We start from the raw sequence: 16307 nt of genomic DNA on the forward strand, positions 1-16307 counted from the left end.
ACATAAGAGTAAAGAAAAACATTTACATTGATTATTGGTTCATCAATTATTGAAAAGAGCAAAATGCACCTTTTTGTATGGAAAAAGGATTATATGCATTGGGAGGTTTAAACAAATGACGAGGAAGAATACAACGACAAACCCTTGGGCCAAGTTCCATGGTCCGAACCTTGGTTATGTTATTGAACAGTATGATCTTTACGTAACTGGAGCAGGTTCTGTTGATCCGGAATTACAAGAGCTTTTTGAAATTTTTGGAGCTCCTTCGTTTCAAGAGGATGTCGTAACAGGGGACAACACAGCAACACATTTTTCTCCTCAAAACACAGGGAACATTGAAAAGATTCTTAAAGTCGTTCAACTTGTTGAACAGATTCGTTCTTTCGGGCATACATTGGCTCACATTAATCCGATGGAAGATGTTGCAAACGGACAATCTCTTATCGAGAAAACAATGAACGAACTGAGCGATGCTGACTTGAAAGCGATTCCAGCAAAAACAGTATGGCAAGATGCACCAGAGGGTATTCACACTGCACTTGATGTAATTCATAGATTAAAAGACGTTTATACAAAATCTTTAGCTTATGAATTCTCACATATACAAGATAGTGAAGAACGCGCGTGGTTGCATCAAATGGTGGAATCAAATTCATTGCGTCAACCATTATCAAATAAAAAACGAACTGCTCTTTTAAAACGTTTAACTGCTGTTGAAGGTTTCGAGCAATTCTTGCATAAAACATTCGTTGGTCAAAAACGTTTCTCAATAGAGGGCGTTGATATGCTTGTACCTGTACTAGATGAAATTGTTTCTGAAGGTGCTAAAGGCGGCGTAGAAGATGTCATGATTGGTATGGCTCACCGTGGTCGTCTAAGCGTACTCGCTCACGTATTAGAAAAGCCATATAATCACATGTTTGCAGAATTCAAACATGCAAAAATAGAAGGTGCAGTGGCAAATGCTGGCTGGACTGGCGATGTGAAATACCATTTAGGTAGAGAACAAGTCGTTGGTAATGAAGAGGTTAGCACTCGTGTTACATTAGCAAATAATCCGAGTCATCTTGAGTTCGTTAACCCTGTTGTTGAAGGTTTCGCACGCGCAGCTCAAGAGAATCGTAAAAAATCTGGTCTTCCAGAACAAGATACTACAAAATCATTCGTAATTTTAGTTCATGGTGATGCTGCATTCCCTGGTCAAGGTGTTGTGTCTGAGACACTCAACTTAAGTAGATTGAATGCATACCAAACTGGCGGAACTATTCATGTTATCGCAAATAATGCAGTCGGCTTTACGACTGATAGCTATGATTCTCGTTCTACTAAATATTCAAGCGACCTTGCAAAAGGTTTCGATATTCCGATTGTTCACGTGAATGCTGATGATCCGGAAGCTTGTCTTGCTGCTGCAAACCTTGCGATCCAATATCGTACGCTGTTCAAAAAGGACTTCTTAATCGATTTAATCGGTTACCGCCGATATGGTCATAACGAAATGGATGATCCAGCAGTTACGCAACCACAAGTGTACAAAAAAATTAAAAATCACCCAACTGTAAGAGCAATTTATGCAGATCAATTACAATCTGCTGGCGTTCTGAATGCAGATGAGGTTGAAACAATTACTCAGTTTATACAAGAAGAATTAAAGGCTGAATACGCACAAGTGCCACCAGCTGATACGAGTGCTGCAACAATTCACGTTAAAGTTCCAGAAGTTGTTGCAAAAGGAATCCAGCCGATTGACACTGGTGTTTCAATTGAATCACTTCGTGCAATTAACGAAGGACTATTATCTTGGCCTGAAGGCTTTAACGTATATCCAAAAGTGAAGAAAATTCTTGAGCGCCGTAAAGATGCTCTTGAAGAGAACGGTAAAATTGAATGGGCACTTGCTGAATCGTTAGCATTCGCTTCTATTTTGCAAGAAGGTACGCCAATTCGTTTAACTGGTCAAGATTCACAGCGTGGTACATTCGCGCACCGTCATATCGTATTACACGATACTGATACAAACGAAACATATTCACCATTACACCGTTTACCGAACATTAACGCATCATTCTCTGTTCATAACAGTCCGTTATCAGAAGCTGCTGTTGTTGGTTACGAATATGGTTACAACGTATTTGCTCCAGAAACTCTTGTTATGTGGGAAGCTCAATACGGTGACTTCTCAAATACTGCGCAAGCATTATTTGATCAATATGTTTCAGCAGGAAGAGCAAAATGGGGTCAAAAATCTGGTTTAGTTCTTCTATTACCACACGGTTATGAAGGTCAAGGGCCAGAGCACTCTAGTGCACGTCCAGAGCGTTTCTTACAATTAGCTGCTGAGAACAACTGGACAGTTGCAAACTTAACGAGCGCAGCACAATACTTCCATATCTTGCGCCGTCAAGCATCTATCTTAGGAACAGAAGCGGTTCGACCATTAGTAATTATGACGCCGAAAAGCTTATTACGTCACCCACTTACACTTTCTACAGGTAGTGAGTTAAGTGAAGGGCGTTTCCAACCTGCTTTAGAACAAGGAAACCTTGGTGCGAAACCAAACAAAGTAAAACGTCTTGTTTTAAGTACAGGTAAAATGGCAATTGACTTAGCAGCAGAAATCGAAAGTGGTAAGCATGAGTACAGCCTAGATGAAGTTCATATGGTTCGTATCGAGCAGTTGTACCCATTCCCTGCTGAAAAAGTTCAATCTATTATTAAACGCTTTAAAAACTTAGAAGAAATCATTTGGGTTCAAGAAGAACCTCGTAATATGGGCGCATGGCATTACATGGCTCCAATTCTGTTCGAACTAGCTGGGGATAACGTGAAAACAGGTTACATTGGACGCCCGGATCGTTCTAGCCCATCTGGTGGCGATCCATTCGCTCACAAAGCTGAGCAAGAATTAATCGTTGCACACGCTTTAGATGTGAAGTACAACTTCCGTCAAGATAAACAAGAAATTGAAGTTTTCAGCAACTGAAAGTAACAATGAGTTTTTCAGGCTTGGCTGTGGCAGATAGTCTGCCACAGCCAGGCTAACAAATGGAGATTACCAAAGATTAAAGAAGATAAAACACACCGTTAGGCAAATAAGGGGAGGACATTTAAAATGATCGAAATTAAAGTACCTGAGCTTGCAGAATCTATTTCAGAAGGAACTATTTCACAATGGCTTATCAACGTAGGCGACAAAGTTGAGAAAGGTGGCAGCGTTGTTGAGCTTGAGACTGACAAAGTCAATGTAGAAATCATTGCAGAGGATTCAGGTATTGTATCGAAGTTACTAGGCGAACCTGGAGATACAGTTGAAGTTGGCGCTACTATCGCAATTTTAGATGCAAACGGCGCAGCAGTTGCAGTAAGTACACCAGCTCCATTGGCTGAGCAACCAAAACAAGAAACTACTGAAGCACCGAAAGCAGCAGCTCCAAGTGCTGAACAAAATAAAGCGTTGCAAGGTTTACCAAATACAAATCGTCCTATCGCATCACCAGCTGCTCGCAAAATGGCTCGTGAATTAGGAATCGATTTAAACGAAGTACGTAGCACAGATCCACTTGGACGTGTGAGACCACATGACGTACAAGCTCACGCTGCAGCGCCAAAAGAAGCACCAGCTGCTCCAAAACAAAGTCCGGCTCCAGTTGCAAAAACTGAATTCGAAAAACCAGTTGAGCGTGTGAAAATGTCCCGCCGCCGTCAAACAATTGCAAAACGTCTTGTAGAAGTTCAACAAACATCTGCAATGTTAACTACATTTAACGAAGTTGATATGAGTGCAATCATGGAATTACGTAAAGAACGCAAAGATGCTTTCGAGAAAAAACATGATGTACGTCTTGGCTTTATGTCATTCTTCACAAAAGCAGTTGTTGCAGCATTAAAACAGTTCCCATTATTAAATGCTGAAATTCAAGGCGACGAGCTTATCATTAAAAAATTCTATGATATCGGTATTGCAGTAGCAGCTCCAGATGGATTAGTTGTTCCAGTTGTACGCGATGCTAACCAATTGAACTTCGCTGAAATTGAAAGCGAGATTCGTAATTTAGGTCTGAAAGCACGCGATAATAAACTTTCATTAAAAGAGCTACAAGGTGGTACATTTACGATTACAAACGGTGGCGTGTTCGGTTCTCTAATGTCGACACCAATCCTAAATAGTCCACAAGTAGGTATTCTAGGGATGCATAAAATCCAAGTACGTCCAGTTGCGATCGATAACGAGCGTATGGAAAACCGTCCAATGATGTACCTTGCACTATCTTACGATCACCGTATTGTTGATGGTAAAGAAGCAGTTAGCTTCCTTGTTGCTGTTAAAGATATGCTTGAAGATCCAAAATCATTATTATTAGAAGGTTGATAGATTATTAATCTATTAAAGGCTGTAGAATGAATCATTCTACAGCCTTTTTTCATTATGTTCATACGGGACAAATCACACTACATAGACTAATAATGTATGCCTAAAACGTAAGGGGGATAAACATGAATAACCTTCCAGTTCATGCAAAACTTAAAGCAAATAAGGATACTTTCTTCCTCCCCGATTCAAACGGGGGTGTTTACTTTCGAAATAACTCCAGTTCATTCCGTATGGATGGTGATGGAATTTATGACTGGATTGAGAAATTAATGCCTATGTTTAACGGTAATCATTCTTTGACAGAAATAACCGATGGTCTCCCTCTCCCCTATCAAAATCGTGTATTTGAAATTGGAGAGATTTTATATGAAAATGGTTTCGTTCGTGATGTAAGCCAAGATGCTCCCCACGAATTAAACAGTGCATTACTCGACAGGTATGCTTCGCAAATTGAGTTTTTAGAAGCTGATTCCCATTCAGGCGCGTTAAAATTCGAAACGTACCGCGCAGCAAATGTGCTTATAATTGGTTCTGGCGATATGCTTACTTCACTAGTTTCGTCTTTATTAGAATCTGGTTTACCTACATTTCATTATCTTGTTACAGATCGTGCTGAAACAAACTACGATCGAATTCATGAACTAAGCGAACGTGCATATGCAAATGATAACAATGTACTTATTCAAGAAATAGATATTACAATTGATCTTCCTTTACATGAAGTATTCGAGCCTTTCGACTGGATTTTATACGTTTCCCAAAATGGAGATATTGAAAGTTTAAGAGCAATCCATACTATTTGTAGAGAGTTTAAGAAAAATTTCATACCAGCTATTTGCTTATCAAGAATTGGTTTAGCTGGACCTGTCGTAACTGCAGACCGTGAAGAATGCTGGGAATCAGCTTGGCATCGTCTACACGAAACTACTTTACAAAGTGAAAATCCATCTGAACCTTTCTCACCAATTACATCTGCAATGTTAGCAAATATTATCGTTTTTGAGTTATTTAAACATGTCGCTGAAGATTCACACAGGCAGCATAATCCTCAATTCTTTTTATTAAACTTGGAAACACTTGAAGGAAAGTGGCACCCTTTCATAAAACATCTTCTCGCAACCGATGAAATCTTTACAATTGATACGGTGCAAAATCTTCAAGAAAACCTTGCCCATCGTTCCGGACAATATACTTCAACTGAACTTTTTCGTTTTTTTGATACGTTAACTTCTAAAGAAGCTGGCATATTCCACATGTGGGATGAACAAGATTTACACCAATTACCTTTATCACAGTGCTATATTCAAGTTGCAAATCCATTATCAGACGGACCTACCTCTCCTCTTCCTACTATAGCTTGCGGTGGATTAACTCATAATGAAGCACGCCGTGAAGCTGGTTTAACAGGCGTTGAAATATATGTAGCTGAAATGATTCATCGTCTTATCCCCGAACATACTGATATCGGTATTGGTGCTGGGGAAACGATGACAGAAGGTGTATACCGAGCACTACAAAAACATTTAAATAATAAGTTATATGAACGCCAATCACATATGCTAGAGGAGATTACAGAGCTTGATTTAACCGAAATTTATGATAAACATTGCAGGTTTTACTACGATGCTCTCTCTACAATTCATGAAATACCTAAAGTAGGAATGAGTGAGGAGTTACTTGGTTTTCCTGTCGTTTGGATCGGTATAAATGATAGATGGTATGGTGCGGCAAATATTAATATAACACTCGCGTTAAGAAATGCTCTGCAACAAGCACTCCTTCATATTCAAAATGAAGAGATTCCTTATAAAGCTAATATGTTACCAGAATCATCCATCGTTTTATATAGTACGGATTCTGTTAGAGTAGCAATACAAGAAGAGGAAGAAATTCCAGGCGTACAGTCTTTACAAGTTGCTTTGCAAAATTTAGCGGAAAACAATTTTTATCCATTCGTTTTTGATTTAGCTATTGAGTCATTTTTAAGAGACAACTTAGACGGTGTATATGGGGTATTAATTGCAAAGGAGGATGGCCAATGACTCAAAACATATTACTTATAGGAGATGGCCTACTCACAGAATATGTACATGAGCAATTGTGTAAGCAATATTCCCTCATCCGCCAGCATACAATTACAGAAGCTCTCCCTGAAAACATTCATCTTGCTCTCGTCTTACATGACGGGTCTCCTTCTTCCGTACATCATGATGCTGAGCTTATCTTTCGCTCAAATAATATTCCGTGGCTTCGCGCGTTTACTTCGTTTGGTGAAGGTGTTATCGGTCCTTTCGTGAAGCCTTTTACAACTGGATGTTCCCACTGCGCTGATGGACGCCGGTTTATAGCTGGCTTTGATCAAAAAGAAATGTGGGAACTACAACGAAAATATGCATTAAAAGCAGAGAACGTGACGAGGCGCGATGTACGCGCCACCCAAAATGGAATGTTACAAATGTGCCAGCTCATTCATGCTGAAACAGAGAAGATATTAACTAACAAACATTCTTCTATAGACAATGAACTCATTTTACTGGACTTACAAACGTTACAATGTACCCGGCATTCGTTTCTTCCAGACCCTCTCTGTCCGGTATGCAGCAATTTGTCTGACGATACAGCAGATGCAGCACAAATTTCTTTACAACCAAGTTTGAAAACGAGTACTGAAACGTATCGCTGTCGTTCCATTCATGAGCTAAACACATTTTTAACGAGAGACTATTTAGATTACCGGACTGGTATTTTAAACGGCCAAATGCAACATTCTTTATTACCGTTTGCTGATGTCATTATAAACATGCCATTACTGTTCGGAAATGAAGGTGTCGCGGGCCGAACTCATTCATTCGCACTTAGTGAAGCAACCGCTATTTTAGAAGGATTAGAACGATATTGCGGTATGTCGCCTCGTGGGAAAAAGCCAAATGTGCATGGTAGTTTTCATGAGCTAGAGCATATTGCACTGAACCCCCTCACACTCGGTGTGCATACAAATGAACATTACAATCGTGATAGTTTTCCATTTAAGCCGTTTGATCCTGATTATGAGCAAAACTGGGTATGGGGATACTCTTTATCACAAAGCAAGCCACTTTTAGTTCCAGAATCAATCGCTTATTATAGCCTTGGTCAACGAGATGCTTTCGTATATGAAACATCAAATGGATGTGCGATTGGTGGTAGTTTAGAAGAGGCAATTTTTCACGGCATTTTAGAAATTGTAGAGCGTGACGCCTTTTTGCTCACTTGGTATGCCGAATTACCTCTTCCCCGCCTTGATCTTAGTTCAGCAAATGATACGGAATTACAACTAATGATCCAGCGGTTACGCACGATTACCGGGTATGAATTACATGCTTTTAATGCGACGATGGAACATGGTATCCCGGGCCTATGGGTCATTGCAAAAAATACGCGTGAAAATGGAATGAACGTTGTTTGTGCAGGAGGCTCTCATTTAGACCCAATCCGAGCTCTAAAGAGTGCAATTCACGAAATAGCAGGCATGTTACTTATAACAGACGATGAGCTCACGCAAAAAAGAGAGCATTATGAAAACTGCTTACAAGATCCTTATCTCGTTAATAACATGGAAGATCATAGTATGCTGTACGGATTGAAAGAAGCGGAAGAACGTCTTCACTTCCTTTTACGTGAAGATGCTCCGGTGCAAACGTTCCAAGAAATGAATGCATTACAATCATTTGATATGGATTTAACATCTGATCTTCATCAACTTTTAAACAGGTTACATCAATCTGGACTTGAAGTAATTGTTGTAGATCAAACGGTCCCCCTTATAGAAAAGAACGGCTTACATTGTGTAAAAGTCATTATTCCAGGCATGTTACCGATGACGTTTGGCCACCATCTCACTCGGGTTACAGGACTGGATAGAGTGTATACCGTACCGATGACACTTGGATATAGGGCTGAGCCTTTAACGAATGAATGTTTAAATCCACACCCGCATCCGTTTCCATAATTCATAGCGAGGGGGAATTTTGATGCAACTGGATACTTTTTTACATCATCTCCATTTTTCTATTAATGAAATTATGTCGTCCGATAAAGAGACTGATTGGGAAGACGCACCACTTCCTTATAAATTATATCGAAATTTACCAGTCATCCCTCTCTCTTTAGAAATCCCATTAACTTTGCGAAATTCTTCTACTAAACCTAACTTAGAGGAAATCGGTCATTATCTTTGGTACTCATTTGGTTTAACACAATTATGTCAGCCTACTACTAACCTAGAAAATAATAAAACAACGACTCTATTTCGAAGATTCATCCCTTCTGGGGGTGCTTTATATCCAAATGAATTATATATGTATTTAAAAATTGATCATTATCCAGACGGCATTTACCATTACGACGCCGCGCATCACCGTCTTATCTTACTTCGCGAAGGAAATTTTGATTCTTATCTTACAGAAGCACTCGGCAATCGTTGCAACATACATTCTTGTTTTGGTGCTGCATTTGTATCCACTATGTTTTGGAAAAACTTCTTTAAATACAATAACTTTTCGTATCGTCTGCAAGGATTAGATAGTGGTGTTCTAATCGGGCAATTGCTTGAATGCGCAAAACAATTCGGTTATACAAATGGTGTGTATTTTCAGTTTCTAGACCGGGCAATTAATCATTTACTTGGACTGTCAGAAGGTGAAGAAAGTGTGTATGCTGTTCTTCCTTTAAGTACAGAACCAAGTGCAGATTGGTTTCACAACAATCATCGTGAAAATAAAACAGTTACTTCTCATGACTTGTTGCAACAAATCCCGCCGTTAACACATGAGCATTTCGTTCGTTCAAAACATGTAGATGACTATCCGATGATAAAAAAAATAAACACGGCATCTATGATTGAATCCACCGAATACTTTCAAACATTAACACATGCAGAAAATTATCAATATAGTTCACATACTGTGCAGCTACCGCAAGCAGAGCGTTTATCGTATGATTTCTTACATCTTTGTAAAAAACGATATTCACCTGATTCTGACTTCATTTTAACGAAATGGGATGCAGCCGAGCTCGCTACTCTACTACAAGAAGCGAGCCTCTCTTTCCCTTATTACAACGATCTTGATGGCAAGTATGTAAATGAAAACGCACGGGTCTCATTATATGGATGTTTTTATAACGTAAAAGACATAGAAAACGGTGCTTACGCTTATAACAGTAGGACACATTCCATACAGCCAATACAGCATGGAGACCTTCGTTATTCTCTTCAGTCCAGTATGACGGTGGATAACGTAAATCTTTTTCAAGCACCACTTTGTCTACATGTAATCGGAAATAAAGATTACTATAAAAACAAATTAGGTTATAGAGGATATCGAATTCATCAAATGGAAGCTGGCATGCTCGTTCATAAACTCGTTTTTGCAGCGACTGCGATGGGAATGGGTGGGCATCCGTTACTAAGTTTTGATACAAATTCATGTGATCAATTGTACGGGATTGATGCTGGAAAAGAAACGTCACTTATTCAAATTCCTGTTGGGGCGTATCGAGCGCGTAATTGGCTAAAAGGGTCCTTGCATAATTAGAAGCACGCCGATTAATGGCGTGCTTTTTTTGAAGGAGTTAGATTATTAAAAGCGAAATAAATACATATTCTTATATAAAAGGAGAGTTTGAATTGAGTATTTTAAAAAGATTAATCGAGCAAGCGAAAAATCCTCGCGGGACAATTGGTTCCTCTATGCTTTGCATTATGAATGCTGCGCATACGAGACTAACAAATTGGGCTTTACAAAAAATACATATACGTGAAAATGCAGTTATTTTAGATATTGGTTGTGGGGGTGGTAAAACCATACAGACTCTTTCAAAACGAACTCCGCTTGGGAAAACATACGGGATCGACTACTCCAATCAAGCTGTTGAAAACTCAAAGAAAGCAAATATGAAGGATGTCAATGCAGCGAAAGTAATTATTCATCAAGCAAGCGTCTCCTCTATTCCATATCATCCGGACTTCTTTGATCTCATTACCGCTTTTCAAACCCACTACTTTTGGCCTGATGTTGCGAATGATATGAAAGAAGTATTTCGCGTCTTAAAACCGAATGGATCCTTTTTACTAGTCGCTGAAACTTTCAAAATCCAATATCATATGGATAAATTTAAGACGACCGAAGAATTAGTAAACCTTTTTTATAAGACGGGATTTACAAGTGTGAAATGTTACGAAGAAAGAGGGTGCCTTTGTTTAATAGGAAATAAGTAAAAAAGCAGACCATTAGGGGTCTGCTTTTTACTAGATTACTTTAAAAACACTCTTAATTTGTCTTGCAAATAACCAGTTTTTCGTACCGTAGTTATCATTTAGACTATCTAAATTAATAGCTTTCCCGTTAGAAAACTTAAGTTCTAACGTTGTATTTTTGTCATTTGTTTTTAAGTTACTATTTGTAATGGCTTCATACTTCAATTTTTCAATTTCAATATATTCTTCTTTTTCTTGTCCGATCACGACATGGTCTTGGAAGAAGAACAATACTTCTACTTTCTTACCGAAACAAAATACATTTTTCGTATAAATTAATGTCGCGTTATCAAGTCCGACACATACTTCTTTCATCTCTTCAACAACGTTTCCTAAGTCTTCTTCGTTTCTTGCATTTGATTCAGCAATCCATTCTTCGATTGTGTTCATGTTAATTGCCATACTGTGCCCCCTGATTCGTTCATTGCTTTATTAAAAAATAAATACTATATGACAATATAAGCGAAACGTACTATGTTTTCAAGGGTGAACGGTATATTCGAAATAAAGTGAAACTTTATTTATTCCCCTTTTACAAAAAAATAGCACTTAAAAAGTGCTATTCCGCTCGCCTTGCTGCTTGTTGAATTGGATCCCAAACGCTGTTATATGGTGGTGCGTAACTTAAGTCGACATCTTCTAAATCGTGAATACTCATTTTATTGAAAAGTGCCATTGCGATAACATCAATACGTTTATCTACACCTTCTTCTCCAATTACTTGTCCGCCTAATAATTGTTTCGTATCGGCGTGATATAGTAATTTCAAGTGAAGTGGCGAAGCACTCGGGTAATAGCCTGCCATATTGGTTGAATCTACTTTGACCGTCTTATACGGGATGTTTAGCCCTTTCGCTTCTTTTTCATTTAAGCCTGTTCTTGCAAGCGTCAGATTCATAAATTTAATAATGCCTGTGCCTAACGTACCTTTAAATGCTCTTCGTTTATCAACCATATTGAGTCCGGCAAGTCGCCCTTGTTTATTCGCAGTCGTTCCGAGCGGGATGTGATCATGAATTTCCTTTATAACATGGTAATGTGTTGCACAGTCTCCGGCCGCGTATACGTCTTTCACATTTGTTTGCATATAAGCATTTACTTCAATTGCACCTTTATGAGTTTTACGTATATTTGTTCCTTCAAGAAAATCAGTATTTGGCTGTACACCGACAGATACTAAAACGAGATCTGTTTTATACGTCCCTTTATCTGTTTCAATTTGTTCCACTCTTTCTTTTCCTTTAAACGCTTTTACATTCTCATTTGTTAAAATTTCAATATTATGTTTGTCTGCTTCTTTATGTATATATTCCGCCATATCGGCATCATAAATTGTGCCAATATGATCGTTTCGCTCAATCATTCTTACTTTCTTTCCTAGTTCTACAAATGTTTCTGCCATCTCTAGACCAATTGCACCGCCGCCAATAATCGTTACGTGCTCAACGCTATTTGTTTGTAGCGTGTCTACTATACGCTCAGCATCCGGAATTGTTTTTAAAAGATGAACACCTTGTAACTCTTTACCTTCCCAATCCGGCATAACAGGGCGTACACCAGTCGCAATTAATAAACGGTCATATGAAAATTCAAATACATCTTTTGTCTTCGTATGCTCTGCATACACAATTTTCTTTTCCGTATCTACTTTCGTTACTTCATGACGCACTTTTGCATCAATCCCATATTTATCACGAAACGTTTTTACATCGCGTGCAATTAACTTTTCAGTAGAGGCGATAACACCACTAATCACATACGGTAATCCGCACTGAGCGTATGAATAGATTTCACCTTTTTCTAACGTTACAACATTTGCAGTTTCATCGTTTCTAACAATTTGCATTGCTGCACTCATACCAGCGGCATCCCCGCCAATAATGACATAGTTCACTTTACCACTCCTTCTTTTTTACATACTCTTTACGATTTCCATATTTTATAAAAATAACACCTACTTCCATTGTAAAGAAAGAGAATTTCATCTACAAATTTGGTGCACAAGACTATGCGTTAATAGGTAATCGTCGTGTCTTATAAACAAGATATTTAATATGCTATAACAGTAACTATTGAAAGTAGGTGAAACATACATGTGCGCCGGCCTTCTCGTCCAGCTTCCAGAGGAACCGATAGAACCGAGACCCGCCCTCCCGCTTGAACAAGAGTTTACCGTTAGTGTAACTTTATACAGTGCACGTGCTTGGTTATCTGATAATGACACTTTCTCACAAACTATTTGGAAATCGACTCGCTTTGCTTCTGCCTCACACGCTCGCAAATCCATCTTCCCAGTTGGTACTGTTAAAATTGTGAACTTTTCTGAGGATACAATAACGGTTACTATATCATCAGAATCAGATGATGCACTCAAAATAGTCGTTCCCCCTCGTTCTGAAGCTGCTTTAACGTCTAGTTCTTTATCTGATGTGCAAGCAAGTACATCAGGAGGAGCAAGTAAAGTCACATTCCTCTTTCACATCTTTTTCTCAAGGGATCCTGGTCCAGTTAAATAATCATAGAAAAGGTACAGTTATGTACTGTACCTTTTTCACGCACTCTATTCTCTTGATTTGATCAGTTCAACATTATAAGCTTCAATATCCGTTAACGTTCCTGTAAAATACGGATTTTCTCTGTACCAAGACTGTTTTGAAAAATACGCTTGCATATCTTTCGTTTGAAAAATATGTCCATGTCTTGCGTATATTTCATTTCGAGCAATTTTCAATTGTTCTTTCGTTAAATATGTTAAGTCCGCACCCGTTAATTTTCGAATATCACTATCAGGGAAGATGAAACCATTATATACATACCCAGTCGTAGGCGGCGGAGTAACATTGTAAACAACTGTTTTTTCTACACTTTGCTTTTGAAACGGAAGATTATAAGCCGACAGTCCCGTTACCGTTTCTATCTTTGTCGTTTCCCTTCCACTTTCTCCATTTCGTTCTAAATAAATCGCCGCACTTCCATCAGTAGCGATCGGTCCCCACGTAATTTCTTCTCCGGTCAACGCTGTAACTGGCTTTTGATTCACGTATAATGTTGCACCAGACGCATTCGTTTGAACTGTAATATATTGCCCTTGCAACGTTAAATCTATCGTTACATTATTTTGACTATGTTTCATAAGTACAACCTTTTCCTCACGTGATAGTTTTACATAGTCATTTTTATATTCTGCTTGAAATACTTGATTTCCTGGGAGAAACGGTCCATATTGCTTCTCAAACTTTTTATCATTTGTTTTATCAATTTCTTTTCCATTCATTTTTAAAAATGTACCTTTTTCATTTGTAAGCAAAGTCGTATAATACGTCTTCGCTTTCAATTTATACCGATCAAATAAAAAGAAATGTTTCCCGTCTTTCGTTAAAGAAAAATCTGCTCTTTCTATTCCATCCCCTTGTTTTTCACTTTGCCTCAAATATTCTTTCAATTCATTCACGTAAGATGGATTTTCTTTTATATATGAAAATAGAGGCGTTAAACTCTCTCTCGTTACAATAACTGCTGGGTCATCTGCCGTTATGATCTCAGCTAATTTCTCCCCGTCCCTCTCTTGTAAAACAGTAATAATTCTCTCTACTTGCGATGAATGTGAGTAATATGAAGATCCATACGCATATAATCCGCCCAATACTATAATAAAAAATGTTAAAATTGTAATTCCAATTATTGTCCCTTTGCTTATTTTCTGCTTCTTTACTACAGGATTCCCCCTCTTCGTCCCGCAGCTTTGACAAAATTGCACTCCATCTTCATACTGTGCTCCGCACTTTGTGCATACATTCATCCATTCAACCACCTTTTCATTAGAAGCCTGTGAATCCTCCAGTAAAGGTTTGAATTATCGTGTTAATGTAAGACCAAAATACAATCCATGTTGCGACTCCGATGAAAACATTTGCGATAAGAAGAGTGTAAACAAGATTTAATCCACCATTATCTAATTTTACTATAGCTACAATTACACTAATTCCCATATAAGTTACCGCCACCGATAGTAATATCGGTAAGAAAAAGATTAATAAAAAACTAAAAAGAAAAGAAAGAACTAATATAGCAATAGCTGGCGTCGCTATCGTCCCCCATATACCGAATGCTTCAAGAAAAGAAAAAGATGATTTCATCATCTTACCACTTACAAAAATAATAAATCCGACAAATAAAGTTAAAATTAATAAAAAGAAAAAGACCATTACAGATTCTCCAAAAAAAGTAGGAGTAGTTATATCTGGTACTAATGTCCTCGTAACAGTCGCCGCTGCGCTCATCATTCTATAAAAAATACATGCTCCTAAAAAACAAATAAGTACAAGACTTGCAATTCCATTTCGCACTTCAATATTTCCACTTTTCATAATGGCCGTTGGTGATTTAAAAGCATTTTTGAAGAACTGAAAATAGCCACTTGCAAATTGTTTTGCTTGCTCTACCGTTTCATTTGGTCGAGTTTCTTTCACTTGTACTACGCGCGCTTGTTGCTCGCCTTCTTCCTGTGCACCACTTGCCACTACTTCTTCCGTTAACGAATATCCACAATTCCCGCAAAACTTTGCTTCTACTGCATTTTCTGTATGACACGCCGGACATTTCATTCTCTCATCCCTCCTTAAACATATACCTTATAGGATGTTACAAATTCAATATATGACTTTGTACATAAAACATGACTACAAGAAAAAGAATATGAAATCCTTCTTTTAAACGAAACTATGTGTGCTAGTAATATAGAAAAATAATGTTATTATGAAACAGAGCAAATAAAGTTAAACTTTAAACAGATTGGATGAAGGCAGTGGAATTTGTAAACTCGATTTTTCAAACACTCCTTACAAGTGTAATCCAATTATTTTCTTTAATTGGAATCATCATTGTAATTGGATTTCTATTAGGATATTTAGAATCTCTCACACGAATGTATTGGTCGAGAGCTTTTGGTAGGAAAGGCTTTCTTTTGACTGCATGGATCGGTGTTCCCGTTCATGAACTTGGACATGCAATTATGTGTCTATTATTCCGCCATAAAATTGTAGCGACGCAGTTCTTCCCGACAGATACAAGTCAAGGTGCTTTAGGTTACGTACAACATCAATACAATCAAAAAAGCGTATATCAACGAATCGGTAATTTCTTTATCGGCATCGGTCCTATTATTTCTGGTATTACTGCCTTAATCCTTTTAATGCGCTATTTCGTACCAGAGTCATATTCTTTATTTAATACGACTCTCGAAACAACGATTGCATCGACTTCTATTAACTTAGACATGATCCAAAACATGTTTTTATCAACATTCTTTTTATTAAAAAGCTTGTTTACAATGAGCAATTTATTGACCCCTTCTTTTTGGTTATTTTTATTTATCGCTATTTGTATTTCCGCACATATCGCTTTAAGTAAACCAGACATTAAAGGATCAATAGATGGCGTTATCGTAATGTTTATCGTATTATTTTTATTCAATATAATAGCGGGACTGTTTCAGTACGATAGTAACCAACTAATCGGCAAAATGATGAAATATAATATGTATCTCATTGCATTTTCTAGTGTAGCGCTTCTTTTCTCTTGTATTTCTACACTTGTTAGTTTTGTGTTTTATAAAATAAGAGGAGGGCGTTCGTTGTGAAC

General features: G+C 38.0%; 12 protein-coding genes. 8 read left to right on the forward strand and 4 right to left on the reverse strand.

Annotated elements, in window-relative coordinates:
• Window positions 1-115 precede the first annotated feature (115 nt).
• The 6 genes from odhA (at window position 116) to JFT89_RS07765 (ending at window position 10628) form a co-directional block, all read left to right on the forward strand.
• Complete coding sequence (gene odhA, locus JFT89_RS07740; RefSeq protein ID WP_201039725.1) at window positions 116-2983, forward strand: 2-oxoglutarate dehydrogenase E1 component; 2868 nt, start codon at window positions 116-118, stop codon at window positions 2981-2983.
• Window positions 2984-3112: 129 nt separating this feature from the next.
• The gene (gene odhB, locus JFT89_RS07745; RefSeq protein WP_002064320.1) at window positions 3113-4369 is read left to right on the forward strand and encodes a 2-oxoglutarate dehydrogenase complex dihydrolipoyllysine-residue succinyltransferase; all 1257 of its coding nucleotides are present in this window, start codon (window positions 3113-3115) and stop codon (window positions 4367-4369) included.
• Window positions 4370-4494: 125 nt separating this feature from the next.
• Window positions 4495-6414, forward strand: coding sequence for a putative thiazole-containing bacteriocin maturation protein (locus JFT89_RS07750; protein ID WP_033706551.1), 1920 nt, complete (start codon window positions 4495-4497; stop codon window positions 6412-6414).
• Window positions 6411-8360, forward strand: coding sequence for a TOMM precursor leader peptide-binding protein (locus tag JFT89_RS07755; protein ID WP_201039726.1), 1950 nt, complete (start codon window positions 6411-6413; stop codon window positions 8358-8360). Before JFT89_RS07750 ends, JFT89_RS07755 begins: the two co-directional genes overlap by 4 nt.
• A 22-nt stretch (window positions 8361-8382) precedes the next feature.
• Window positions 8383-9945, forward strand: a complete 1563-nt coding sequence (locus JFT89_RS07760; protein ID WP_201039727.1) for a SagB family peptide dehydrogenase — start codon at window positions 8383-8385, stop codon at window positions 9943-9945.
• A 92-nt stretch (window positions 9946-10037) separates the two neighbouring features.
• Window positions 10038-10628, forward strand: a complete 591-nt coding sequence (locus JFT89_RS07765) for a class I SAM-dependent methyltransferase (RefSeq protein WP_201039728.1) — start codon at window positions 10038-10040, stop codon at window positions 10626-10628.
• Between the two features lie 30 nt (window positions 10629-10658).
• Here JFT89_RS07765 and JFT89_RS07770 read toward each other — a convergent pair whose 3' ends face one another.
• The gene (locus JFT89_RS07770; protein WP_002064315.1) at window positions 10659-11069 is read right to left on the reverse strand and encodes a DUF3908 family protein; all 411 of its coding nucleotides are present in this window, start codon (window positions 11067-11069) and stop codon (window positions 10659-10661) included.
• Window positions 11070-11226: 157 nt separating this feature from the next.
• Window positions 11227-12561 (reverse strand): CoA-disulfide reductase, encoded by a 1335-nt coding sequence (locus JFT89_RS07775; RefSeq protein ID WP_201039729.1) that lies wholly within the window; start codon window positions 12559-12561, stop codon window positions 11227-11229.
• Window positions 12562-12760: 199 nt separating this feature from the next.
• Here JFT89_RS07775 and JFT89_RS07780 point away from each other — a divergent pair, with 199 nt between their 5' ends.
• The gene (locus tag JFT89_RS07780) at window positions 12761-13183 is read left to right on the forward strand and encodes a hypothetical protein (protein WP_002064313.1); all 423 of its coding nucleotides are present in this window, start codon (window positions 12761-12763) and stop codon (window positions 13181-13183) included.
• 44 nt (window positions 13184-13227) lie between these two features.
• Here the strand turns inward: JFT89_RS07780 and JFT89_RS07785 are convergent, their stop codons facing one another.
• The gene (locus JFT89_RS07785) at window positions 13228-14466 is read right to left on the reverse strand and encodes a TcaA 3rd/4th domain-containing protein (protein WP_201039730.1); all 1239 of its coding nucleotides are present in this window, start codon (window positions 14464-14466) and stop codon (window positions 13228-13230) included.
• A 19-nt stretch (window positions 14467-14485) separates the two neighbouring features.
• Complete coding sequence (locus JFT89_RS07790) at window positions 14486-15271, reverse strand: zinc ribbon domain-containing protein (RefSeq protein WP_016094528.1); 786 nt, start codon at window positions 15269-15271, stop codon at window positions 14486-14488.
• A 200-nt stretch (window positions 15272-15471) separates the two neighbouring features.
• Between JFT89_RS07790 and JFT89_RS07795 the strand changes: the two genes are divergently transcribed.
• Window positions 15472-16305: a hypothetical protein gene (locus tag JFT89_RS07795; protein WP_201039731.1), complete on the forward strand. Its 834-nt coding sequence runs from the start codon at window positions 15472-15474 to the stop codon at window positions 16303-16305.
• Window positions 16306-16307 lie beyond the last annotated feature (2 nt).

The sequence above is a fragment of the Bacillus sp. TH25 genome (genome assembly GCF_016650935.1).
Taxonomy (GTDB): domain Bacteria; phylum Bacillota; class Bacilli; order Bacillales; family Bacillaceae_G; genus Bacillus_A; species Bacillus_A mycoides.

What these genes read in the sequence shown, in the direction of transcription:
- odhA (WP_201039725.1), top strand. Translation starts at nt 116, where the DNA reads ATGACGAGGAAGAATACAACGACAAACCCTTGGGCCAAGTTCCATGGT.
- odhB (WP_002064320.1), top strand. Translation starts at nt 3,113, where the DNA reads ATGATCGAAATTAAAGTACCTGAGCTTGCAGAATCTATTTCAGAAGGA.
- JFT89_RS07750 (WP_033706551.1), top strand. Translation starts at nt 4,495, where the DNA reads ATGAATAACCTTCCAGTTCATGCAAAACTTAAAGCAAATAAGGATACT.
- JFT89_RS07755 (WP_201039726.1), top strand. Translation starts at nt 6,411, where the DNA reads ATGACTCAAAACATATTACTTATAGGAGATGGCCTACTCACAGAATAT.
- JFT89_RS07760 (WP_201039727.1), top strand. Translation starts at nt 8,383, where the DNA reads ATGCAACTGGATACTTTTTTACATCATCTCCATTTTTCTATTAATGAA.
- JFT89_RS07770 (WP_002064315.1), bottom strand. Translation starts at nt 11,069, where the DNA reads ATGGCAATTAACATGAACACAATCGAAGAATGGATTGCTGAATCAAAT.
- JFT89_RS07780 (WP_002064313.1), top strand. Translation starts at nt 12,761, where the DNA reads ATGTGCGCCGGCCTTCTCGTCCAGCTTCCAGAGGAACCGATAGAACCG.
- JFT89_RS07785 (WP_201039730.1), bottom strand. Translation starts at nt 14,466, where the DNA reads ATGAATGTATGCACAAAGTGCGGAGCACAGTATGAAGATGGAGTGCAA.
- JFT89_RS07790 (WP_016094528.1), bottom strand. Translation starts at nt 15,271, where the DNA reads ATGAAATGTCCGGCGTGTCATACAGAAAATGCAGTAGAAGCAAAGTTT.